Raw genomic sequence first — 22947 nt, 5'->3', positions numbered from 1 at the left:
TCATGCCAGAGAAGACGACAGACCGTATTCCGGGATGGCAGGGTGGAAGCGCTGATGGCGCGCGCGGCCTTGGGGCCGATCTGCGTGCCAGACGCGAAGAGCTTGGCTGGACCTTGCCCGATGTGGCGAACTGGCTGCGCATTCGCGAGAGCTACCTCATCGCCCTTGAAAAAGGGAATACGTCTGTCTTTCCAGGCAGCGCCTATGCGCTTGGCTTTCTGCGCAGCTATGCTTCGGCCCTCGGCATGGATCCCGACCAGGCTGTGTCGCGCTTCAGGCAGGACACACGCGGCGCCCTTGATCGCAAACCCGATTTGAGCTTTCCCGAACCTGTTTCCGAGCGTGGTGTTCCTGTCGGGCTCTGGGTCGGGGCGGGGCTCGCCGTTCTGGTTGGTACCTATATCGGCTATTACCATTTCTTCGGCGCCGATCCGGCGCCGACCCATCAGATGCCGCCTGTCGCCGAAATCATGCCTGGCGTTACCCAGCACGGCACGCCTTCGCCTCAGATTGCTGCCGTCATGCCTGATCGGGGGCTGGCGCCATCACCGCAGACGACACCGCCTGAGGTACCTGCTGCACGTGCAGCTTCCCAGACGGCAGGCCCTGCTCAGTCTTCCTCCGTTCAAAGCCAGAACACACCGCCGACGCCGGGTAATAATAATCCGGCAGCCAGTATGCCTGCGCCGCAGACAGGACAGGCGGAGCAGTCTCCTCCATTGCCTTCCGCATTCACAGCGCAGCCAGGGGCAACCCAACCGTCACAGGCTGGAACTGCCCAGCCTGCAGGAACGCAGCCCGTTATTTCCGAGACGGTGCCCGCCAGCGCGGCTGCTCCCGCAGCGCCTGCGAACATGATCGTGCTGCATGCCGGGGCTGATGCCTGGGTCTCGATCAGGGACAAGGCTGGGGCGACCGTTTTCAGTCGTGTGCTGAAATCAGGTGAAACCTGGCAGGGGCCGGAAGATGCCGGACCGTATCGCATGACACTCGGCAATGCCGGTGGTCTGACGCTGAGCGCAGGTGATGTGACGACATCGGCGCTTGGGCGTGTTGGCGCCGTGCGTCGTGGGCTCGTTGTTACTGCGGAGGCGATCCGCAACGGACAACTCGGTCAGGACAATGCGGTGAGCACGCCGGTTGCGCCAGCTGCTTCGAGTACTGCCTCTGCAACCGGTGATGCCCCGTCGGGTCGGAATGTAACGCCAGTCTTGAAAAAGGCACCGGTGACACCAAGAACTACAGCAGTGACACATGAGTCGGAAACCGACCGTCTGAACGCGCGGCAACTGGAACAAACAGCGCAGCCACGCTAAAGCCTTGTCCCTATCGGAGCCTGCCTCCGACAGGTAATGCAGGCATGAGAAATAACTACAGACCCTGAACACCAGCTTCGACAGGTGTGAGAGGGTCAAGATGAGACGGGCAGGGCGCTCCCCAAAGGGGTGCACTGGCCAGCATGACACAGACATTGGGTGAGTGACACGGGACTGGGGTTCCGGTGCTTTCCCCGGAGAACAGGGCGGGACCCGCGCTGTCTTTCCGTTACGGAGACGAGATTATGAGCGGATATCGCCCTTACCAGTATATCGAACGTCGCAAGTCCCGTCAGATTCATGTTGGCAAGGTGGCAGTCGGCGGGGATGCGCCGATCTCGGTCCAGACCATGACCAACACCCTGACGTCCGATGCCAAGGCAACAATCGAGCAGATCCGCCTGTCGGAAATCGCCGGTGTGGATATCGTGCGCGTTTCCTGCCCAGATGAGGAAAGCACCGCCGCTCTCGCCGAAATCGTGCGCGAAGTGAATGTGCCGATCGTTGCCGACATTCATTTCCATTACAAGCGCGCCATTGAGGCGGCGAAGGCCGGGGCAGCCTGTCTGCGTATCAATCCGGGCAATATTGGCAGCGCCGAGCGTGTGCGTGAAGTTGTCAACGCTGCGCGCGATTATGGTTGCTCGATCCGTATCGGTGTGAATGCAGGTTCGCTTGAGAAGCATCTGCTCGAAAAATACGGTGAGCCCAACCCTGATGCGCTGGTAGAGAGCGCGCTCGAACACGCCAAGATCCTGCAGGATCACGATTTCCATGAATTCAAGATCAGCGTTAAGGCGTCTGATGTGTTCATGGCGGTTGCGGCCTATCAACAGCTTGCCGAAGTGTGCGACCATCCCCTGCATATCGGTATCACCGAGGCCGGATCGAAGCGCGCAGGTACCGTGAAGTCGTCGATCGGTCTGGGCAATCTGCTCTGGGCCGGTGTGGGTGACACCATGCGTGTGTCGCTCTCTGCGCCTCCGGAAGAGGAAGTGCTTGTCGGCTGGGATATTCTTAAATCCCTCGGCCTGCGTCATCGCGGTGTGAAGATCATTTCGTGCCCGTCCTGTGCGCGACAGGGCTTCAACGTGGTGGAGACGGTGCAGACGCTCGAAGATCGTCTGCAGCACATCAAGACGCCTCTCACTCTGTCGATCATTGGCTGTGTCGTGAATGGCCCCGGTGAGGCGTTGATGACCGATCTCGGTGTCACCGGCGGTGGCGCCGGTCGTCACATGGTTTATTCGGCAGGCAAGCAGGACCATCGCTTGAACGAGGGCCAGGACATGATCGAACACATCGTCGATCTCGTCGAAGAGCGCGTCGCGAAGATCGAAGCCGAGAAGGCCGAACTGGCCGAGCAGGAAGCCGCCCAGCAGGCTGAGGCCGCTCTCGCATCGGCAGGTGTCTGAGTAGATGAGCCAGCTTCAACCGGTTCGTGGCACGCATGACCTGATTGGCGACACGGCCCGTCGCCATGCTCATGTTGTCGAAACGGCGCGTGAGATCACGCGCCGCTACGGCTATGAGGAATGGTCGACTCCGATTTTCGAGGATACCCGTGTCTTCTCGCGCACGCTCGGCGATACTTCCGATGTCGTGACGAAGGAGATGTACACTTTCGAGGATCGTGGCGGCGACAGCCTGACCCTGCGCCCCGAGGGTACCGCGGCGATCTGCCGTGCTTTCGTGACGAACGGCCTGACCCAGGCCCTGCCTCAGCGCGTTTTCTATCAGGGACCGATGTTCCGCTATGAGCGTCCGCAGAAAGGGCGCTTCCGCCAGTTCCATCAGATCGGCGCCGAACTTCTTGGGGCGACCGATGCGCTGATGGATGCCGAAACCATCGCTATGGCTCATGCCATTCTCAAGGCGTTGGGTCTTGGTGATGCGGTAAAGCTGGAAATCAACACGCTGGGCGATCTTGAGAGCCGTCAGGCCTGGCGCGAGGCGCTCGTCGCCTATTTCAAGGCGCATGAAAGCGCGCTTTCTGATGAAAGCCGCGCCCGACTTGAAGCCAATCCCCTGCGTATCCTCGACAGCAAATCGCCGCAGGACCGGGCATTGCTCGAGGAGGCTCCGAAATTCGGCGCCTATCTGAACGAGTTCTCCCGCAATTTCTGGGATGACCTGCGCCGCAAGCTTGATCTGTTCGGTGTGAGCTTTGTTGAGAACCCGCATATCGTGCGCGGTCTCGACTATTACAGCCACACCGCCTTCGAGTTCGTGACCGATCGCCTTGGCGCACAGGGCACGGTTCTGGCTGGTGGCCGCTATGAGGGCCTTGTGGCCCAGATGGGTGGCCCGGCAACCCTTGCTATCGGCTGGGCTGGTGGTATCGAACGTCTGGCCCTGCTGATTGACAGCGCTCCCGAACAGGCTCGGTCAATTGCCGTTCTGCCCACGGGTGACTCCACCTTGCCCGCTTCGGTCACCGCCGTTCAGGCGCTGCGTCAGGCCGGTTTCGCCGCCGAGCTGGAAACACGTTCTTCGCTCAAGAAGCGTATGGAGCGCGTGGTCAAATCGGGCGCCGCCCATATGGTTCTGGTGGGCGAAGACGAGCTGGCACGGGGCGCCGTGACGGTGCGCGATCTGGGCAGGCGTGAGCAGGTTGAAATCGCACTCGCTTCTCTGGCGGATCATTTCCTGAAAGCTGTCTGATCGTGGCTCTTGACGACAGGCTGGAGCGTATTGTCGCCCGGTCGGATGAATTGCAGGCGCTGATGTCCAGCGGCGAGATCCAGGGCGACGACTTCGTCAGGGCGTCGCGCGAGTTTGCCGAACTGGAGCCTGTCGTCTCTTCCATTCTGGCCTATCGTCGCGCCGACGCTGCACGCAGTGACGCTCTGGCCCTGCTCGATGACCCCGAGATGCGTGAACTGGCCCAGGGCGAAATCGACGCACTCGAGGGGCAGCTCGAAGGATTGCACCAGCAGGTCCGTCTGGCGCTTCTGCCGCGTGACGAAGCCGATGAGCGCAGCGCCATTCTTGAAATCCGCCCCGCTGCGGGTGGTGATGAGGCCGCGCTTTTCGCTGCAGAGCTGTTCGGCGCCTATAAGCGCTTCTCTGATCTGCATGGCTGGCGTTTCGAGATCATGGAGTATGACGAGAGCGACCTGTCGGGGCTTCGCGAGGGTGTCGCGACGATTTCGGGTCGGTCGGTCTTCGCCCGCCTGAAATACGAATCGGGGGTCCATCGCGTACAGCGTGTTCCTGCAACCGAAAGCCAGGGGCGTATCCATACCTCAACTGTTACCGTAGCCGTTCTTCCCGAAGCGGAAGAAGTGGATGTGGCGATTGATGAGGGGGATCTGCGCATCGATGTTTACCGTGCCTCGGGCGCGGGCGGGCAGCATGTGAACAAGACCGAAAGCGCTGTGCGTATCACCCATATGCCGAGTGGCGTTGTGGTGGCGATGCAGGAAGAAAAAAGCCAGCACAAGAACAAGGCCAAGGCGATGAAGATCCTGCGGGCGCGTCTCTATGAGAGGCAGCGCGCCGAGGCTCACGCAAGCCGCGCCGCAGATCGCAAATCACAGGTTGGCACGGGTGATCGCTCTGAACGTATCCGCACCTATAATTTCCCACAGGGGCGGGTGACGGATCACCGAATCAACCTGACCCTGCACAAGATTGATCGCGTGATGCTTGGGGAATTTGACGAGATTGTCGATGCGCTGGCTCAGGAAGAGCAGACAGCGCTACTTGCAGCCGAGGGGCTGAGCTGAACCAGTCCTCCCCCGGTTTCGGGTCGTTCTCTGGCTCAGCTCACCGGAGAGGCGCAGATCTCCGCGTGGCCCGGATGATGTCTGGCTACATTGGGGTCGGACGGATCGCGCAGGAAGAAGTCGGTAAAGCCTTCATCGCCAAGCGCGACCAGATGGTGCCCTTCGGGATGGCTCAGCGTGCCCTCGCTGCTGACCTGGTGCGTCTCGGAGCGCCCTTCGGCGTTGATAACCGTAATCTGGCCGCAGAGCGCATAGCTGTGATTGACGCGCCCAAGCGGGATTTCGATTTTTTTCGTCAGGCTGGGTGTCTTGTCATCAAGACGAAACGTCGCGGCAAGTGTCCCATCAATATAGAGTCGCGATATTTCAGACACCTCGATGGGAGCGCGGTCGTCCGTTACAGTGAAGCTTTCGGCAAGGGCGATACCCGGGCTGATGCCGCTCACGGCAGCGAGCAGGAAGAAAATCTTTCTCATTCCTGTTTTATAAGACGTTTCAGGAGAAAAGAGTGAGCGGTAATCGACGCGCCCTCAGGGATGTGCTGATTGAGACGGCAGCGTCTCTGGAAAAGGCAGGCATAGAGGCCCCGCGAATGGAGGCACGCCGACTTGTCTGCTGGGCGATCGGGTGTGAGGCGTCAGGGTTGCTGTCGCTCGACACACTACCAGGAGAGGCAGCGCCAAGGCTCGAAGCGGGGCTTGCGCAACGCTGCACGCGTCGACCACTGGCGCTGATTGAGGGCGAGACCGGGTTCTGGACCCTGACATTATCGGTCTCATCGGACACGCTCATTCCGCGCGGTGATAGTGAGGCCCTGATCGAAGCCTTACTGAACCTGCGACCGGACAAAACGCGAATTCGCTCTATTCTCGATCTTGGCACTGGAACGGGCTGTCTGCTTCTGGCCGCGTTGAGCGAATACGCTCAGGCTTATGGTGTCGGTGTCGATCTTTCTCCTGATGCCGCGGCTCTTGCCCATGCCAATGCAAAACGTAACGCGCTGGCCAGCCGCGCCGGTTTTCTTGCCGGCAACTGGTTTTCAGCGCTTAGCGGGCAATACGATGTGATCATCAGTAACCCGCCTTATATCCGTTCGGGCGATCTTGCAGGGCTGATGCCCGAGGTGCGCGACCATGAGCCAGCGCGTGCACTCATCGCCGGAGAAGACGGGCTCGATGCCTATAGGCTGATCATTGCTCAGGCCGTGGCCCATCTCGCTCCGAAGGGGGTGCTGATTTTCGAGATAGGGCAGGGGCAGGAGGCGGATGTCATCGCGCTGGCAGGAAGTGCAGGCTTCGTGCTCGTTGAGGCAAAGGCTGATCTCGGCGGGATCATCAGAGCGTTATGTTTTGAGCGTTCTTTCGTTCCGTCGCAGTCTGACGCATGAAAACCATTGGCAGAATGGCGTAAGCTTGCTATTTTCCGAAGAACGGCTTGCTCGGGTCGCGGTGACGTTCACCGACACGGCAAGGCGTTTTCCGCCCCTCGCAATGATCTTGATGATTGAGCTGAGCGGATTACTGGCCTGATCTCGTAATCCGGCCGTCATGAGACAAACCAAGGGTCATTCATTCCCTGCAATCGCTTGGATCCTTCTGGTGACGGATCGGGATTGCGAATACGAAAGTGCTACGCGGATCCATGAACATGAAACGTATGAGAAGCCGTCACCATCGCCCGAGCGGTGGCGGATCGCGTCAATCCAATGGTCAGACGCCTCTGAATCGCAACCATGTCTTCGATAGCAATGGCCCTGACATGCGGGTGCGCGGCACCGCGCAACAGCTTTTCGAGAAATATCTTCAGCTTGGTCGCGATGCGACGGGCACTGGCGATCGTATTCTGGCAGAAGCCTATTTCCAGCATGCCGAGCATTATTTCCGCATTCTGAACGCCATGACGCAGGCCGCCCAGCAAAGCCAGATGGAGCGCCAGGAGCGTCATCAGCAGCGTACACGCAGCCAGCAGGAGCAAGAAGACCGTCGTCAGAGCGATGAGTCGGGTGCCGAAAATGACAGCGAAGAGCAGGTCGAAGAGACCGCTGAATAACGCGCAGATTTCTAGAACAGGCCCTTGAACCGCTCAGGCAAGGGCCAGAGCCTGTCACCTGATAGGCTCAGATCGATAGGATAGGGGTCTTCGGCCCTTTCTAGCCCCTCCCTGACAAGGCGCTCACGCCAAGGTGTCAGGGAAGGATCATCTTCAAGAAGCGTTGCCTCTTCGACCGTCAACCCACCCATACCGGCCAGCATGTCACGCCATGCCTCGTTGGTCATGCGTTGATGGGTGCCGGCCTCTTCGCTGCACCACGCCTGTTCGCGAGTTCGAGCAAGCCGTTTCAACCCCTCCCTGAGATCGCTATAGCGCAGATGGAACAGCATGAGCGCCGGATCGGGGTTCGGCAGGACTTCTTTCACGCTGTGAAAACCGGGTGACCAGGTGACGGGCGCCCTGATCAGGCATGGCTTGCACATGGCAGCGGATAAACGCAGCGAACTGCGTTGCAGCGAAAGAGGATGATCGAAATCGAGGTCGGGTTCCTGATCCGCATGATGAATGAGGTCAAATCCTGTTGCCGTCAGACACAGCGCAGCACGAGACGCTGCCAGTGCGTCAAGCGAGGGAAAACAGGCTGGATCCGCCACGATGATCTCATCGACATCGCAATACAGCACCGTTTCATACCACTCGAGCAGGCCCGCGCAGAGCGCACTGATTGCGCGGGTACGCTGGGCGTCATTCTGGGGCGAACGAGGAATGCGCAGGCGGTTGCAGGGCAGGGCGTCAGTCGAGCCGTCATCAGACCCATGGTCGATGACATAACACCGCTCCATGCCCACTAGACCTGCATAGTGACGCAGCCAGACCGGCAGGAAGACCGGTTCGTTATAGACCATGGTAACGGCAGCGATCGGTGCTCTCATGAGCATTTCTAGCTCGTGCGCGGCAGATCTGTCTATCAGAGGGAGAGAACCGGTCGGATGGTAGCGGCGGACGGATTTGAACCGCCGACCAAGGGATTATGATTCCCCTGCTCTACCGCTGAGCTACGCCGCCATCGCGACCGGTGGGCGTGGAATTAAAAGGGTTGGGCGGATGTGTCAACACTCTGAGGAAAGGTTTTTGCGCGCATCGTGTTTTTGAGCCTTTGGCACTCTGTGGCATTGTGCACCAATGGGTTAGACGATGCGTTGCATGACCTGCCCGACAGGCCTCATCCCTCTCAAGGATCTGGATCTCAGATTTGAAGCAGCAGTTTCTCAGCTCCCTTTTCGCCCTGCGCTCCTATTTCGACTGGCTGCCTGCGCAGCTGGTCTCCATTCTCATGCTTATCGTGCTGGCGACGGTCTCTTTCTACGCCAGCAAGCTCGTTTCGGTGATCATTCTGCGTATCTTCGGTAATCGCGAAGACGCCGTGCTGCGCAAGATCATTCTGGCAATGAGACGACCGGTAAGGGTGATGGTTGTGCTTGCAGTGCTTCTCTCGGCATTGCCTGCAGCGTCTGGGTTCACGTGGGAAACCACCCAGCTCCTGCAGAAGCTTCTGCTCTTCATGGGCATTCTGATGGTCGGCTATGCGGCCATTGTTGCCTTCAGAATCATGACAGAGGCCTATCTGCAGCGGATCACGTCGCGCGATCATTCCGACGACATCATGATCCGCACCCATCAGACACAGATAAGGGTGCTCAGGCGGCTGACGGAGATACTGGTCGGAATCGTGACCGTTGCAGCAGCACTCATGACGTTCGATTCAGTACGGCAATATGGCGTCTCGCTTTTTGCGTCTGCAGGCGCCGCGTCTCTCGTGGTCGGTCTTTCTGCGCGCGGGTTGCTAACCAACCTTCTCGCAGGGGTGCAGATTGCCATCACCCAGCCGATCCGCATGGAAGATCTGATCATTATTAATGGGGACTGGGCATGGGTTGAGGAAATTACCTCCACCTATGTGGTGCTGCGCGTCTGGGACTGGCGACGCCATATCGTGCCGATTTCCTATTTTCTGGAAAATCGTTTCGAAAACTGGACGCATAACTCGGCGGCCATCATTGGCGTCGTGTTTCTCTACGTCGATTATGAGGCGCCAATTGAGACGATCCGCGGTTTCCTTGGCGAAATCATCAAGACCTGCCCGTTATGGGACGGCAAGGTATTCGATTGTCAGGTGGCCGATTGCGATGCGCAGACATTGAAGATCCGTATCATTGCCAGCGCCCGCAACGCCCTGCAGAGTTGGGATCTGCGCTGCGATATCCGGGAAAAGATCATTTTGCGCATGCGTGCCGAGTGCCCCGAGGCCCTGCCGAGATCGCGTTTTGCTGTGGTGCCTCCGCGGCCGGGTGAGGAGGCCTGGCCCAGTGCCGATGCCATCTCACCACCAATCGACCGGCCGCCGCCCGGCTCTTATATGGGGCCAGGAACGGTCATGCCTCGGGGAGGCGCAGATCTTTGAGAAAAAAGCGTCTCATGAAGGTTTTGACGCTGTGCCAGTGAAGTTCGAAAATCGTCATTTATCCTGTCTCCTAAGGAAACAGACATACGCGAAACCGGGCGCCTGTATGGCATTTATTTCATGAGAATGTCATATTCTTTGATGATCCGGTTTTTGGTTTTCTGTCCGGATACCGAGCCTTTCTAATGACTTATCTCACCAAATCAGTATGTTAATAATTTCACTGTAGTGACTGGAGCCGGTCTGCGGGTGTTAATATTGGGTACAAAACCGATAATATGCTCAGATCACACTTAGGGGAGTGCCATACGTGACCACCTATCTCGTTGTTTATGAAAGAAAAGAAGGCGAATCCTACGACGCCGTCGAACAGAAGCTGTCTGGCTTTGGTGAAGTTTTCCATGAAATCGATAATTTCTGGATCATTGCGTCCAATCTGATCATTTCAGATCTGCGCGATGTCCTGGCGAAGCTTCTGCCGCCAGACGCGAAGCTTATGGTCACGAAATATGTGCCGCATAATGCCATGGAGATGGGCGCGGCAGCCTGGCACGGTTTTACCTTGCCTCAGGAGAGCTGGCTCGCTGGGCGTCTGTGAAAATTGAAAACGGGGCGCTTATGAGCGCCCCGTGCGGGACGTATGTCAGGGTTTCCTGCTGATCCCGCTTTTCAGTCGCCAGTATGCTCGTCGAGATGACGAGCATAGAGCGCCCCGATTGCCGCTGAGGCGAGGCGTGCCGTTGCATCATCGGCGCGGCTGGTCAGCAATACGGGTACTTTCGCCCCAATCACGATTCCCGACGTCGCAGCCTTGCCGAGAAACGCGAGCGTCTTGACGAGAATATTGCCTGACTCAAGATCGGGAGCGATGAGGATCTGAGCGCGGCCCGCGACAGGGGACTCGACACCTTTGATCTCGGCCGATTCAAAGCTGACGGCAACGTCCATGGCCAGGGGGCCATCGAGCACACCGCCGGTAATTTCCTTGCGGTCAGCCATCTTGCACAGGCTCGCAGCATCGAGCGTGCCCTGAATTTTGGTGTTGATCGTCTCCACCGCCGAAAGCAGGGCGACACGGGGTGTGCCCAGACCGAGCGCGTGATGCAGATCGATGGCGTTCTGCACGATATCACGCTTGGTTGTGAGAACAGGCGCAATGTTGATGGCGGCGTCCGAGACCAGAAGCAGGTCGGGGTAATCGGGCACGGCAATACAGAAGACATGGCTCATGCGCCGCTTCGTTCGCAGTCCGCTCTCTTGCCTGATAACGCCAGCCATGAAAGTATCGGTGTGCAGGCTCCCTTTGGTGAGACCGCGCACGACGCCTTCATGCACGAGCGCAACAGCATGCTTTACGGCAGCTTCAGGGGTTGCAGCCTGTTCGATGCGCATTCCCTCGATGTCGAGGCCGTACTGCGCCGCTGTTTTCTCGATCTTCTCGCGATCGCCGACGAGTATGGGCACAATGATGCCATGACGCGCAGCTTCGACGGCGCCACCAAGTGCATGGCTGCTGCAGGGCCAGACAATGGCGTAGGGTACGGGGCCAAGCTGGGACGCCTTGGTAACGAGGGCGCGCATCAGCGCATGCTGTTCGGGGAAAATGGATGAGAGCCTGTCGTCAGACGATGCTGGCTTCGAATTGGTTGTGCTTGAGGGCATGAGTCTGGTGCTCCTGATACAGGATCATTCGTCAGACGCAGGAGCACGAGACGCTCCCCATTGCTGACGAGCGGAAATTGGATGCGGGAAACAGCTGAGCGGATCGGGAGAAGCTGCAGACCCCACCATCGCTGCCGACAGGCCCTGCGACAGGGGGTGAGTTTGGCGCAGGATTATGGCGTGATCAGCACTCTGCATGGGCTCTTCATATCAGACACACTGCAATAGCGGCGGATCAGCTTTTCTTGAGCTTGTGATCAAACCGTGAATCGGGTCCGGAAGTCATGTCGCGGTGGTTACCGACACTCACGCCAGGCTTGACGCCCTGAACACCATGACACCGGCATTGGGCTATGCCCTGTCGCTTGGCAAGTGCTTTTGAGCCAGGCTTTCACTGGGAAGCCTTCGATAATCTCATGCAGGCAGGTACGAAAGCCAATGAAGGTGGTTCGGCCAAGCGGGCGCCAGCTCTGCCGGTCTAGTGGTGCAAGAGTTCGGGCGATGCGTTCAGGCTGTAACAGCAGATTTTAAAGTGCGCGGGAGACATTCTGGATAGAACGGTCAGTGTAACGACCTGCGGCTAGACTGTGACTTGACCATGCCGACAGCCATGCGGGTGAACATGAAGAGAAGCCCCCCGATGAAAAGGCCCTCGCCAAGCATGTCGAGAAAATCGCTCAGAACCGGGGTTCCGTAAGGAGAGACAATTCCCAATGCGGAGGATATTGCCCAGACACAGAGCGCGGCGAGAATGAAGATTGAATTTTTCAGCATGCAGGTTCCTTACAAAAAAATTCACATTATTCACGAAGCGGTGCGGGGTGGGAGTTAACGTAGATTAACGAGTAAACTGCAAGTGTTTTTTTTACCAAAAATCCGATTTAGCTAGAAAAAGGCTTAATTTAATATAGTGACTTTCTTGCGTTTGCATTGGTCGAGACCCGTATCCTTCACTGAAAACAGTCCCCCAATTCACGCAAAAAAGGTACCGATTCTTTTAGAGGGGAGGGTAAGTCTTTACCGATGAATAATGTGTTTTTGACCTTTATTTGTCGTAGTTATTAACGACTCATAGATTATTTGTCATCTCTTCTCGTTTCGTAATGACTGTATCGTCATGATCTTGGTTTGCGAGATTGTCCAATTCTCCCGCGTCGGTTGTCCCGCCAGCTTTGTGGCGCAGAACTCGGCCCAGGCGCCTTTGCCGAGGCAAAGGTGAGGAGGAGACCAATCACGTTTAACGATCACGGTTATGTGATTCATCTGTAATTACGCGAACGTCTGGGCAGGGTTGCAATTTGCAACAGCGGTAACGGTGCTGTTGCGTGCGCTCAGAGCAATGGGCGCGGGTGGTCGACGAAAACCAGCCCTGGCTTTCGTCGTGTTGAATCATGTTTGCTTCTGCAGTTCGAAGGTCGGGTATCGCGGCCTGAGGCCTTACAATCAATCGCCTTGCTTTTGCGCATTTTCGGCTGCTTTTCGGGTTGCTCGAGGCCTCCCGCGCCGATCCCGCGTTTTGGATCTGCGCAATATATTCGTGGAGGTGCGGCGAGCTTGTGTCAGCTTTTCTGCGCGTCGTTGCTGGCACTAATCCGCCAGACCTTCAAAGCAGATTTGACCAGGCAGGGGTGCGTAGGGCTCAGGAGCCGCGTTCTCGGCTTGGTAGGTAAGTTCGCATTTCAAGGGTGAGGCGGTGATGCCATGTGCTCTTCGCTTTTTGTCCGGGCACGTGCACAAAGAATCGCTGCTGGTGCGATGGCTGACAAAGCTCGCTGGGATGAAGATGGGCCATTATTCGCGCAGCTTATCCAGACGCTCCCGTTCACCGGAGGGAGGCCGCGTGGCGCAAGAAGGTGGCTCGGGAGGAAAGAGATTCCTGTGGCGTGGAATGTCAGCGGACCATCGTCAGGCTGATCACACAACTCTGACCCGGGAATGAAAATCGCTCGGTTCAGGCGCTTTAAAATACGAAACGCGATCGCATAACAGCGGGCGATTGCATTTTAGTTCTGTATTTGGGGGAGGTTTCGACGGACCGGATGGTGGGCGCAACAGGGATTGAACCTGTGACCCCTACCATGTCAAGGTAGTGCTCTACCGCTGAGCTATGCGCCCATCCGGTCCGTGAGCGGCGTTTTAGCGGGCGTTGACGGGGCTGGCAAGATGGGTTTTTTAAAAAAATCACCAAACCGGAAAAAAAATGACTCATGGCCCTCCGGCGGAGCCAGATCTCTGTCTTTCAAAGAATTTTGTGCTGCATGACGTGGGCGACCCTGCCTCACCACTGGTGATGGCGTCGCCGCATTCCGGACGTGACTATCCTGAGGCCTTCCTGAAGCAGTCGCGTCTGGATCTGCTCTCCCTTCGCCGTAGTGAAGATGCCTATGTCGATGGGCTGTTCGACTCTGCACCACAATATGGTGTGCCACTTCTCTGCGCGTCATTTCCGCGATCCTATTGCGACGTAAACCGCTACGCCTGGGAACTGGACCAGGGGATGTTTCGTGAGCGTCTCCCGGAAGGTAGCCTCACCAATACCGACAAGGTGCGCAACGGGCTCGGGATGATGGCGCGTATCGCCGGGGCAGGGCGTGGTATCTACCGTCATCAACTTCCTGTTTCCGAAGCCTATGAGCGCATCGCTTCCTGCTGGCTGCCCTATCATGAGGCGCTCGAAGCCATGATAGAGCGCAGTCTCGCGCGTTTTGGCGTGTGCCTGCTGATTGATCTGCATTCCATGCCGAGCCTGACTCATCTGCGTCTGCCCGATATCGTTCTGGGCGATCTCCATGGGAAAAGCTGCGCCGGGTCCATCGTGGATGGCGTGGCGGCCTGCATGGCGAAGGCGGGATTTTCCACAGGGCGCAACCGGCCTTATGCCGGCGGCTACATAACCGCGCGTCACGGTAACCCGTCGGGCGGTGTGCATGTCATTCAAATGGAGATAGGGCGCGGGCTTTATCTTGATGAGCAGATTGTGCAGCCCTCAGCGGCTTTCAGCACCGTGCGTGCGCAATTCGAGAGAATCTTGCCGGAAATGATCGCGCTCGCGCGCGGGTTAGAGCCAGCGAGCACCGGGCGCGCCTGCGCCTGACGGGTGGGTCTGACGATCAACTCCGGCTGATTCCGAAGCAAGGGGGCTCGATTGATGCTACCAAGCTGTGTTTCAAAGAGTGCCTTGCTGGCGGAACGACATTTCGTTGTGCCGGTTAAGCATATGGTATTTCACAAGACTGGAAGACTTGCCCCATGACCCTTTCCCCAGAAGAGCGCCCGGATATTGTCCTGATCGGTGCGGGTGTCATGAGTGCGAGTTTCGCCGCGCTGATCCGTTCTCTCGACCCGTCTCTGACGCTCAGCGTCTACGAGACGCTCGATTCCTGCGCGAGGGAGAGTTCGGAGGCATGGAACAACGCTGGCACCGGGCATGCCGCCTATTGCGAACTGAATTATACGACGCGCCGCAAGGATGGCAGCATCGATATCGCCAAGGCGCTCGATGTAAACACGGAATTCGATCTGTCGCGTCAGCTCTGGGCCCATCTGGTCGAAAAGAACTGGATCGAAGATCCTTCTGCCTTCATCCGCAATTGCCCGCATATGAGCTTCGTGCGGGGGGCGGAGAATGTCGCGTTTCTGCGTGCCCGCTATGAAGCCATGGTGAAGCATCATTGCTTCGACACGATGAGCTATACCGAAGATCCTGCCAAAATTGCGGAATGGGCACCACTCATGATGGGCCGACGCGCATCTGGTGAGAAGCTTGCCGCAACGCGTGTGACCGAAGGCACAGATGTTGATTTCGGGACGCTGACGCGGGTGCTGTTCTCGAAGCTCAAGATGAAGCAGGGCGTCGCTCTTCATTATCGTCATAAGGTGACGGCTCTCTCACGCGAACCCGGTGGACGCTGGCGGGTGACCACGGTGAATACGTCTACCGGGGAGACGAAAACTGTCTCGGCCGGTTTTGTTTTTGTTGGGGCAGGTGGCGCCGCACTCGACCTGCTCAAGCGTGCTGATCTGCCGGAAGCACATGGCTATGCCGGTTTTCCTGTCAGCGGGCTTTTCCTGCATGCTGACAACCTCGATTTGTGCCAGCGTCATACAGCCAAGGTCTATGGCAAGGCAGCGGTCGGCTCGCCGCCTATGTCCGTGCCGCATCTTGATACGCGCGTGATCGGGGGCAGACCCTATCTGCTTTTCGGTCCTTATGCGGGGTTCACGACCAAATTCCTTAAATCCGGAAAATGGACGGATCTGCCGCGCTCCATCACGCGCGACAACATCAAGGCAATGTTCGATGTCATGGTCGATAACCGTGATCTGGTGCGCTATCTTGTCGGTCAGGTCATGCAAAAACAATCGGCGCGCTTCGCTGCCCTGCAGGAATTCTACCCCGCAGCGCGCGAGCATGACTGGAACGTCGGAGTGGCAGGGCAGAGAGTACAGATCATCAAAACTGAAAAGGGTCGAGGCACTTTGAAATTCGGCACCGAGGTTCTCTGCGCACAGGATCACAGCCTGGCAGCCGTGCTCGGCGCGTCTCCGGGGGCATCGATTGCGGCTTCTGTGGCGTTGCAGGTGGTGACGAAAAATTTCGCCCATCGTCTGCCTGAATGGCGTGAGAAACTGAAGACGATCATCCCCAGCTACGGCGTCGATCTGCGTCAGGACGCAGCCACCTGCCGCGCCATTCGCGAAAAGACGGGTAAGGTTCTCGGTATCTGAATTTGCGGCCGTTCAACCGGTCCTGAAGAGCCGTAATGGCCTAGCCCGGCCAGCCAGCGCTATCGGGTCCAGAGTAGAGGGGCGGGTAGGACTGGCACTATCTACCCATCGTCTCGCGATTGTTTCCCTTAGCGCCGAGCCTGCTTGGCGGAGAGGGGGCGGTGCGAGAGGCGCCGCAACGAATCGTGCGTTGATAAGACAGCTTATTGCCGGGCCCAGCTCCTGATCGCATGTGGCCCGTGTGCTTTGTGCTCGAGGTGCTTCTGCGCTTATCGCCAACCCAGTCAGAATAGATCTGACCGCTCGGGCGCAGTCGCATCCAGCCAGGATTGCAGCGTGTAGGCAGCAGCCATTTTATCGACCACTTCGGCGCGTCGTTTACGGGTCATGTCGGCCTCTTGAATCAGAAAGCGGTTGACGGCGCTGGAGGAGAGACGCTCGTCCCAGCAGCAGGCAGGCAGATCGAGCCGGTTGGAGAGTTCGGTCATCCAGTCCTGTGCCGCACGGGCAGCGGGCCCGAATGACCCGTCGAGCGAGAGAGGCAGCCCGCAAATGAGGCCCCCAATCCCTTCGCGCTGCACGATCTTCGCCACTTCCTGCGCTGTCTCGCCAAATTTGCCGCGCTTGAGGCTCTTATAGGGCGAGGCCAGCATGAGCGTCACATCGCTCAGGGCGAGGCCGATCGTCTTTTGTCCGGGGTCGATCCCGAGCAGACGCAGACCGGGGGGGAAGGCTTCGCGCAGGGCGTATGGATTGAACAGACTCATGGGAAGGCGTTATGATCTCGCTAAATTCTGGACCGTCGGGATTATCCGCTCACTTTCAGGAAAGTCGATCCTTTATGTCGTTGGAAACGCGCACAGTCAGGCGCATAGCAAAATTGGCCCGAATTGGCCTCAGTGATCAGGAATGCGAAGCCATGCGCCAGGAGCTGAGTGGCATCCTGGGCTGGGTCGAGCAACTGAACGAGGTCGATATTACTGACGTGCCGCCGATGATCGGCACCGGGCTTGCCGTGCCGCGCCTGCGTGAAGACGTCGTGACCGATGGCGACAAGCGCGACGCGGTTCTGGCCAATGCTCCCGACAGTGTCGGGCCCTATTTTACCGTTCCGAAGGTTGTTGAGTGATGCATGATCTGACCCTCGCCTCTGCGCGAAAGGCTCTCAGGGAGCGTCGTCTCTCAGCCGTTGAACTGACCGATCATTTTCTGGCCTCGATCAGGAAGTTCGATGGCGAGATCAACAGCTTCGTGACGGTTACGGAAGATCAGGCCCGCGCGGGTGCCCGTGCGGCCGACGCGCTGCTTGCGACCGACAACGCTCCTTCGCTCTGTGGCCTGCCGCTGGGCATCAAGGATCTGTTCTGCACCAATGGTGTGCGCACCACGGCGTCGAGCAACATCCTGCGCAATTTTGTGCCACCTTATGAGAGCACGGTGACGTCGAACCTGCTGGCTGACGGCGCAATTTTTCTCGGCAAGATGAATCTTGACGAATTCGCCATGGGCTCGACCAACATGACGTCGGCTTTTGGTCCCGTGACCAATCCGTGGCGCCGTAAGAACTCGGATGTAAAGCTCGTTCCTGGCGGGTCTTCGGGCGGCTCGGCTGCTGCTGTGGCTGCCGGTCTGGCTCTGGGGACAACCGGCACCGACACCGGCGGCTCCATCCGTCAGCCTGCAGCTTTCTGCGGCATTACCGGCATCAAGCCGACCTATGGTCGCTGCTCGCGCTTCGGTACGATTGCCTTCGCGAGCTCTCTCGATCAGGCCGGGCCGATGGCGCGTACGATGGAAGATTGCGCGATCCTGCTCGAATCCATGGCTGGTTTCGACCCCAAAGACAGCACATCGGTCGATCGCCCCGTTCCGCGTTACGAAGACGCCCTTGAGCGTGGCGTGAAGGGGCTGAAGGTCGGTATCCCTCGCGAATACCGCCCCGATACCCTGCCTGCCGATATCGCCGCGCTTTGGGATCAGGGCATCGCCTGGCTGCGTGATGCTGGTGCAGAGATTGTCGACGTCTCCCTGCCGCACACGAAATACGGTCTGCCCACCTATTATATCGTGGCTCTGGCTGAAGCCTCATCCAACCTTGCCCGTTATGACGGCGTCCGTTTCGGCGAACGCGTCGATGCGGGTACGCTGGACGAACTGTATGAGGCCACGCGTCATGCCGGGTTTGGTGAGGAAGTGCGTCGTCGTATCCTGATGGGCACCTATGTGCTGTCGTCAGGCTATTACGATGCCTATTACCTGCGCGCGCAGAAGGTTCGTACGCTGATCCAGCGCGACTTCCTGAATGCGTTCGAGAAGGTGGATGTGCTGCTGACGCCGACCGCGCCTTCGGCAGCCTTCGCTCACTCGGAACGGCCGACCGATCCGGTACAGATCTATCTCAACGATATCTTTACCGTCCCGGCGAGCATGGCTGGTGTTCCGGCACTGTCGCTACCCGCTGGTCTCGATCATGACGGTCTGCCGCTCGGGCTGCAGCTCATCGGGCGCTACTTTGAGGAAGAGACATTGTTCGCCGCCGGGCGTGTCATGGAAAAGGCAGCAGGCTTTACGCACAAGCCTGCTTTGCATGCGGGAGCATTCGCATGAGCGGCTATATCATCGAAGGCGCAACAGGCCCCTGGGAAATTGTTGTCGGGCTTGAAGTCCACGCGCAGGTCATCAGCCACGCCAAGCTGTTTTCGGGTGCCTCTGCCGAATATGGTGGCGAGCCCAACACGCATGTCAGCCTGATTGATGCAGGTTTTCCGGGCATGCTGCCGGTAATCAACGCCGAGTGCGTAGCGCAGGCTGTACGCACGGGTCTGGGCCTCAACGCCCAGATTCATCTGATGAGCCGTTTTGATCGCAAGAACTATTTCTATGCCGATCTGCCGCAGGGTTATCAGATCAGCCAGTTCGCTCATCCGATTGTGGGTGAGGGGCAGGTCGAGATTGAGCTTGCCAATGGTTCGGTGCGCCATATCGGCGTGACGCGCCTGCATCTTGAGCAGGATGCTGGCAAATCGATGCATGATCAGGATCCGACGCGATCCTTTATCGATCTGAATCGTGCTGGTGTGGCGCTGATGGAAATCGTCAGTGAGCCCGATATCCGCTCTCCGGAAGAAGCTGGGGCCTATCTGCGCAAGCTGCGCCAGATCCTGCGTTATCTCGGCACCTGCGACGGGAACATGGAAGAAGGCTCGATGCGTGCCGACGTCAATGTCTCGGTGCGCAAGGCTGGCGAGGAATATCGCACGCGCTGCGAAATCAAGAACGTCAATTCGATCCGCTATGTCATGCAGGCTATTGAAGTCGAAGCCGCGCGTCAGGTCGAGATCTGGGAAGCTGGCGGCACGGTCGATCAGGAAACACGTCTGTTCGATCATGTTCGCAGCGAAACGCGCTCGCTTCGTTCCAAGGAAGACGCGCATGACTATCGCTACTTCCCCGATCCGGATCTTCTGCCGCTCCTTATCGAGCGCGACTGGGTGGAGGGCCTGCGTGCTGCCCTACCTGAGCTGCCGGAGGCCAAGCGCGAGCGTCTGGAAAAGACCTATGGCATTTCGCGTTATGAATCCGGCGTCCTGACGGTCGAGCAGGGGATTGCCGATTTTTACGAGACCGTGGCCAAGGGCAGTGATCCGCGTCTGGCGGTCACCTGGATGCTGGGTGATTTCTTCGCAGCGCTGAACAGAACGGGTGCGACGATCGAGACGAGCCCGGTCAAGGCTGAGGGGCTCATGGAGCTTCTGGCGCTAATCACGGATTCGACGATCAACGGCAAGATCGCGAAGGAAGTGCTCGAAGATATGTTCGAGACGGGCGATTCGGCCTCGGTGATCGTCGAACGCAAAGGTTTGCGTCAGGTCACGGATACGGGCGCTATTGAAGCTGAAATCCGGACCATTCTTTCGGCGCATGCAGACAAGCTGGCGGAGTATAAGAGCGGCAAGGACAAGCTGTTCGGTTTCTTCGTTGGTCAGACGATGAAAGCCATGAAAGGCAAGGCCAATCCGGCCATGGTGAACGAGCTTCTGGTCAAGCTCCTCGCTGAGTAAAAAATCTGCAAAAGGGGGGTTTGACGCGACGTTCAAATCCCCCTAGAAGCAGTTCTGCAAACGCCGTGAAAACTGCGTCCCTCTAGGCGGAGGGGTGGCCGAGAGGCTGAAGGCGGCGGTTTGCTAAACCGTTGTACGATGTCAAGTCGTACCGTGGGTTCGAATCCCATCCCCTCCGCCAATCTCCCTTTTTGTCTAGTTTTCATCTGTATCCTAAATGGCAGATTTCTGCGGATATCCTCTCATTTCGTGTTGCATCCCGACTCATCAAATTGCACTGTATCCCACTGCTCGCGTGGTATGGAGTGTGGGAATAGATGGGCCGGTTATCAGCGACCTCTGTAAAAGCCACCAAAGAGCCTGGACGCTTCGGAGATGGCGATGGGCTCTATCTTGTCGTGACCCCCTCGGGGAGCAAATCCTGGGTTTGCAGGGTTCAGAAGAACGGCAAGCGACGGGATATCGGCTTAGGCAGCGTCAAGAAGGTGCCCTTGGCCCTCGCTCGGGAGCGTGCTGTTAAAACACGGATGCAGGTCGAGGTCGGAATTGACCCCGTCTCAGAGCGCCGTAAAGAGGCAGGTATTCCCACATTCCGCGAAGCCGTCTCTCTGGTCTTCGCCGAGAACAAGGCGAGTTGGAAAAATCAGAAACACCGCGCCCAGTGGTTGTCCACGCTGGAGCGCTACGCCTTTCCAATCATCGGTGACCTTTCCATCTCGGAGCTCGATGGACATCATGCGCGCGATGTTGTCGCTCCCATCTGGCTAGAGAAACCCGAAACAGCGCGCCGGGTCCGTCAGCGCATTGGCAGCGTCGTGGATTGGGCTATTGGCAAAGGCTACCGAACCTTACCGTTGCCGCTCGCAGCTATGGACAAATCTCTCCCGCGAATCAAATCCAAGCCAATTCATCATGCGGCACTTCCATATGCGGAGGTTCCGCAATTTCTGGCTTATCTCAAAGACGGTGATTCGATCGGTCGCTTAGCCCTGTCGGTCTTGATCCTCACGGCGACACGCTCGGGCGAGGTCCGGGGCGCAACGTGGGATGAAATTGACTTCGAGAATGCGCTCTGGACGATCCCGGCTGAGCGTATGAAGGCAGGCCGAGAGCATGTCATCCCTCTCTCATCCTCAGCACTCGCGCTGCTGCAGAAAGCTGCGACTTATCGCGAAGCGCGGAGCCCTCTGGTCTTTCCAGGACAGCGAGGTGCGAAGCCGCTGTCGGATATGACGCTCACCAAAATCTGTCGAGACGCCAAAATCGAAGCCGTCCCACATGGTTTCCGGTCGTCTTTCCGCGACTGGGTCGCGGAAGAAACCACCTTTGATGGCGATATTGCCGAAATGGCCTTGGCTCATGCGATCGGGAATAAGGTCGAAGCTGCTTATCGCCGAGGGAACTTGCTCGATAAACGGCGCGTGATGATGGATGCTTGGGCCCAGTTTTGCTCGCAATCGAAATCATAAATCATTTAGGTTGATCCGGTTTTCAACTGAAATGAGCGGAATGGGCCATGATCACACCGTGGGAAAATGCCTTCACCGTTGGGGGATATTTTGTAAACCCTGATCGTCCATCGGACGGGAAAAGGCGAATATTAGACTATTCGAAGTCATCTACCCTTCAGATGGCTTATATTTTCTTTGTTAGATATCTAGTTTCAATTTCTTCAGCGATATTCCTTCTAGTAGCTACGATGGCATTTGTTCTCAATGAGATATTTCACAGAACTTCTCATAAAAACATATTTCTTGTTTTTGTAATTTCAGCTTGCGCGCTCCTTTTTTCAATATACGTGTGCGACCGTATTCATTTTACTCGCTCTCGCATCCCGTTTTTTACCCTGCCGGATGAAAGTTCTTTTCCCGAGTTGCGCCCCTTAATTGCTGCATTGCGATCGGGTGAATGGGAAGCAAAAACGTCGCAGGGTATCATTCCAAACTACGTTTTTCAGAACCGCTGGTGGGTTTTGTTATTCTCTGGTGCAGACTTTAATGAGCGCCGCCGCTGGATTAATCGTTATTGGCGGACGGCTTATCATGGCGATGTTTGGGTCCGACGCGTTGCGGGGTCACTGCCTTGGCCGACAGATAAGCTTGAGCAGCCTTGTGACGTGAAGAACCGGAACAACACATCGAAGGCATTGGTCGAGAAAGTTGTGCGCCACAAAAAGGTAGTAGATGCCGTTGAAAAGCGAACCGGGCGCTGGTTTGCGGAGATTCCAAAAGATCAGCACGAGGCCTTCATTGAAGCCTATATTGGGGAAACCCGTAAAATCGGCGAAGCGGCTGAGCAGCTCAAAATTGTCCTCCGCAGCATTATGAATCTTCCGAATGAAAGGGCGAAAGACACCCTGGATGAATTAGCTGAATACATCCTCATTGCACTTGAAGATTCGAAGCGGCAAGGGAAGATCGAAACGATTTGGGTTACTGATCTCCGAGATCCAAAGCCTTTGGAAACGATCAAAAAAATCATTGGAAATGGAAAAAACCATTCTTACGACAAAATACGCAATCGTGTGCTTGCGACGATCCGCAATGGATTTGTGCATAAGAATATATAAATTCCAATGCCTTACGTTTTACGCCGTATGGCTTTCCATCTTCTTGGGTAAAAGCTCACGCATGGTGAGTCGCACGATTTAGGTTTGATCCGTTCCCCATCACTTGGAACGGATCATGATGACACAACACACGAACCTAAATCTTCTCCTCACGATCGACGATGTGCTCCGTATGACGGGCTATCGCAGCCGATCGAGCATTTATCGCCTCATGAAGCGCTCCCAAATCCCGCTACCGATCATGGTCGGCGGAGGCCGCGTCCGATGGCGCTCCGGCGATATCGAGCACTGGCTCAAGAGGCTCCCGACCCAATCCTACCGCTGACAGCCTGAGGCGGCGCTTGCCTCGTTCAACGCCGCGCCGATCAGCCCTCCCAGACATTTCTCCCTTTCTCTGAGTTTGCGTCCCTGAACGCGAAAAGGATCT

The 22947-nt window shown here is 57.4% G+C and carries 21 protein-coding genes and 3 tRNA genes; 17 read left to right on the top strand and 7 right to left on the bottom strand.

Translation table 11 applies throughout. The features are described from left to right. Positions 1-2: 2 nt before the first annotated feature. The 4 genes from IEV53_RS11115 (at position 3) to prfA (ending at position 5047) form a co-directional block, all read left to right on the top strand. Positions 3-1316 carry a helix-turn-helix domain-containing protein gene (locus IEV53_RS11115; RefSeq protein ID WP_188426866.1) on the top strand — a complete coding sequence of 438 codons (1314 nt, stop codon included), beginning with the start codon at positions 3-5 and terminating at the stop codon, positions 1314-1316. 245 nt (positions 1317-1561) lie between these two features. Continuing rightward, positions 1562-2731 (top strand): flavodoxin-dependent (E)-4-hydroxy-3-methylbut-2-enyl-diphosphate synthase, encoded by a 1170-nt coding sequence (ispG, locus tag IEV53_RS11110; protein ID WP_188426865.1) that lies wholly within the window; start codon positions 1562-1564, stop codon positions 2729-2731. A gap of 4 nt (positions 2732-2735) precedes the next feature. Then, a complete protein-coding gene (hisS, locus tag IEV53_RS11105) occupies positions 2736-3980 on the top strand; it encodes a histidine--tRNA ligase (protein ID WP_188426864.1) in 1245 nt (414 codons plus the stop codon). A gap of 2 nt (positions 3981-3982) precedes the next feature. Next, the gene (gene prfA, locus IEV53_RS11100; protein ID WP_188426863.1) at positions 3983-5047 is read left to right on the top strand and encodes a peptide chain release factor 1; all 1065 of its coding nucleotides are present in this window, start codon (positions 3983-3985) and stop codon (positions 5045-5047) included. A 35-nt stretch (positions 5048-5082) separates the two neighbouring features. Here prfA and IEV53_RS11095 read toward each other — a convergent pair whose 3' ends face one another. Continuing rightward, positions 5083-5523, bottom strand: coding sequence for a hypothetical protein (locus tag IEV53_RS11095; protein WP_188426862.1), 441 nt, complete (start codon positions 5521-5523; stop codon positions 5083-5085). 32 nt (positions 5524-5555) lie between these two features. Here IEV53_RS11095 and prmC point away from each other — a divergent pair, with 32 nt between their 5' ends. Both prmC and IEV53_RS11085 read left to right on the top strand, forming a co-directional pair. Next, complete coding sequence (gene prmC / locus IEV53_RS11090) at positions 5556-6434, top strand: peptide chain release factor N(5)-glutamine methyltransferase (RefSeq protein WP_188426861.1); 879 nt, start codon at positions 5556-5558, stop codon at positions 6432-6434. Positions 6435-6694: 260 nt separating this feature from the next. Then, the gene (locus tag IEV53_RS11085; RefSeq protein WP_229719840.1) at positions 6695-7096 is read left to right on the top strand and encodes a DUF4167 domain-containing protein; all 402 of its coding nucleotides are present in this window, start codon (positions 6695-6697) and stop codon (positions 7094-7096) included. An 11-nt stretch (positions 7097-7107) separates the two neighbouring features. Here the strand turns inward: IEV53_RS11085 and IEV53_RS11080 are convergent, their stop codons facing one another. After that, complete coding sequence (locus tag IEV53_RS11080) at positions 7108-7971, bottom strand: glycosyltransferase family 2 protein (RefSeq protein WP_229719839.1); 864 nt, start codon at positions 7969-7971, stop codon at positions 7108-7110. A gap of 58 nt (positions 7972-8029) precedes the next feature. Further along, positions 8030-8104: transfer RNA gene (locus IEV53_RS11075), tRNA-Met, on the bottom strand. Between the two features lie 187 nt (positions 8105-8291). Between IEV53_RS11075 and IEV53_RS11070 the strand changes: the two genes are divergently transcribed. Further along, a complete protein-coding gene (locus IEV53_RS11070) occupies positions 8292-9500 on the top strand; it encodes a mechanosensitive ion channel family protein (RefSeq protein ID WP_188426858.1) in 1209 nt (402 codons plus the stop codon). Between the two features lie 310 nt (positions 9501-9810). After that, complete coding sequence (locus tag IEV53_RS11065; protein WP_188426857.1) at positions 9811-10098, top strand: hypothetical protein; 288 nt, start codon at positions 9811-9813, stop codon at positions 10096-10098. A 71-nt stretch (positions 10099-10169) separates the two neighbouring features. Here the strand turns inward: IEV53_RS11065 and IEV53_RS11060 are convergent, their stop codons facing one another. From IEV53_RS11060 to IEV53_RS11050, 3 genes are all read right to left on the bottom strand, one after another. Beyond that, complete coding sequence (locus IEV53_RS11060) at positions 10170-11162, bottom strand: bifunctional enoyl-CoA hydratase/phosphate acetyltransferase (RefSeq protein ID WP_188426856.1); 993 nt, start codon at positions 11160-11162, stop codon at positions 10170-10172. Between the two features lie 561 nt (positions 11163-11723). Continuing rightward, positions 11724-11936 (bottom strand): hypothetical protein, encoded by a 213-nt coding sequence (locus IEV53_RS11055; protein WP_188426855.1) that lies wholly within the window; start codon positions 11934-11936, stop codon positions 11724-11726. Between the two features lie 1266 nt (positions 11937-13202). After that, positions 13203-13277 (bottom strand) — tRNA-Val (locus IEV53_RS11050). A gap of 85 nt (positions 13278-13362) precedes the next feature. On the opposite strand from IEV53_RS11050, the gene IEV53_RS11045 reads away from it, so the two are divergent. Together IEV53_RS11045 and mqo are read left to right on the top strand one after the other, a co-directional pair. Beyond that, a complete protein-coding gene (locus tag IEV53_RS11045) occupies positions 13363-14256 on the top strand; it encodes an N-formylglutamate amidohydrolase (RefSeq protein ID WP_188426854.1) in 894 nt (297 codons plus the stop codon). Positions 14257-14411: 155 nt separating this feature from the next. Continuing rightward, positions 14412-15890: a malate dehydrogenase (quinone) gene (gene mqo / locus IEV53_RS11040; RefSeq protein ID WP_188426853.1), complete on the top strand. Its 1479-nt coding sequence runs from the start codon at positions 14412-14414 to the stop codon at positions 15888-15890. A gap of 284 nt (positions 15891-16174) precedes the next feature. On the opposite strand, the gene ruvX is transcribed toward mqo, so the two are convergent. Then, positions 16175-16657, bottom strand: a complete 483-nt coding sequence (gene ruvX / locus IEV53_RS11035; RefSeq protein ID WP_188426852.1) for a Holliday junction resolvase RuvX — start codon at positions 16655-16657, stop codon at positions 16175-16177. 74 nt (positions 16658-16731) lie between these two features. On the opposite strand from ruvX, the gene gatC reads away from it, so the two are divergent. From gatC to IEV53_RS11000, 7 genes are all read left to right on the top strand, one after another. Beyond that, positions 16732-17019 carry an Asp-tRNA(Asn)/Glu-tRNA(Gln) amidotransferase subunit GatC gene (gatC, locus tag IEV53_RS11030; RefSeq protein WP_188426851.1) on the top strand — a complete coding sequence of 96 codons (288 nt, stop codon included), beginning with the start codon at positions 16732-16734 and terminating at the stop codon, positions 17017-17019. Beyond that, the gene (gene gatA / locus IEV53_RS11025; RefSeq protein ID WP_188426850.1) at positions 17019-18497 is read left to right on the top strand and encodes an Asp-tRNA(Asn)/Glu-tRNA(Gln) amidotransferase subunit GatA; all 1479 of its coding nucleotides are present in this window, start codon (positions 17019-17021) and stop codon (positions 18495-18497) included. The genes gatC and gatA overlap by 1 nt, the downstream gene beginning before the upstream one ends. Beyond that, entirely contained in the window at positions 18494-19951 is a 1458-nt protein-coding gene (gatB, locus tag IEV53_RS11020; protein ID WP_188426849.1) for an Asp-tRNA(Asn)/Glu-tRNA(Gln) amidotransferase subunit GatB, read from the top strand. The genes gatA and gatB overlap by 4 nt, the downstream gene beginning before the upstream one ends. Before the next feature lie 88 nt (positions 19952-20039). Continuing rightward, positions 20040-20132, top strand: a tRNA-Ser gene (locus tag IEV53_RS11015). A 136-nt stretch (positions 20133-20268) separates the two neighbouring features. Then, a complete protein-coding gene (locus tag IEV53_RS11010) occupies positions 20269-21420 on the top strand; it encodes a tyrosine-type recombinase/integrase (protein WP_188426848.1) in 1152 nt (383 codons plus the stop codon). A gap of 47 nt (positions 21421-21467) precedes the next feature. Further along, on the top strand, positions 21468-22520 hold the full coding sequence (locus IEV53_RS11005; RefSeq protein ID WP_188426847.1) for a hypothetical protein: 1053 nt from the start codon (positions 21468-21470) through the stop codon (positions 22518-22520). Between the two features lie 115 nt (positions 22521-22635). Beyond that, positions 22636-22845 carry a helix-turn-helix transcriptional regulator gene (locus tag IEV53_RS11000; RefSeq protein ID WP_229719838.1) on the top strand — a complete coding sequence of 70 codons (210 nt, stop codon included), beginning with the start codon at positions 22636-22638 and terminating at the stop codon, positions 22843-22845. Positions 22846-22947 lie beyond the last annotated feature (102 nt).

The organism is Asaia siamensis, from assembly GCF_014635085.1.
GTDB lineage: Bacteria > Pseudomonadota > Alphaproteobacteria > Acetobacterales > Acetobacteraceae > Asaia > Asaia siamensis.
Note: the sequence above shows the minus strand (reverse complement) of the source record. Positions and strands in the feature narration are given on the sequence as shown.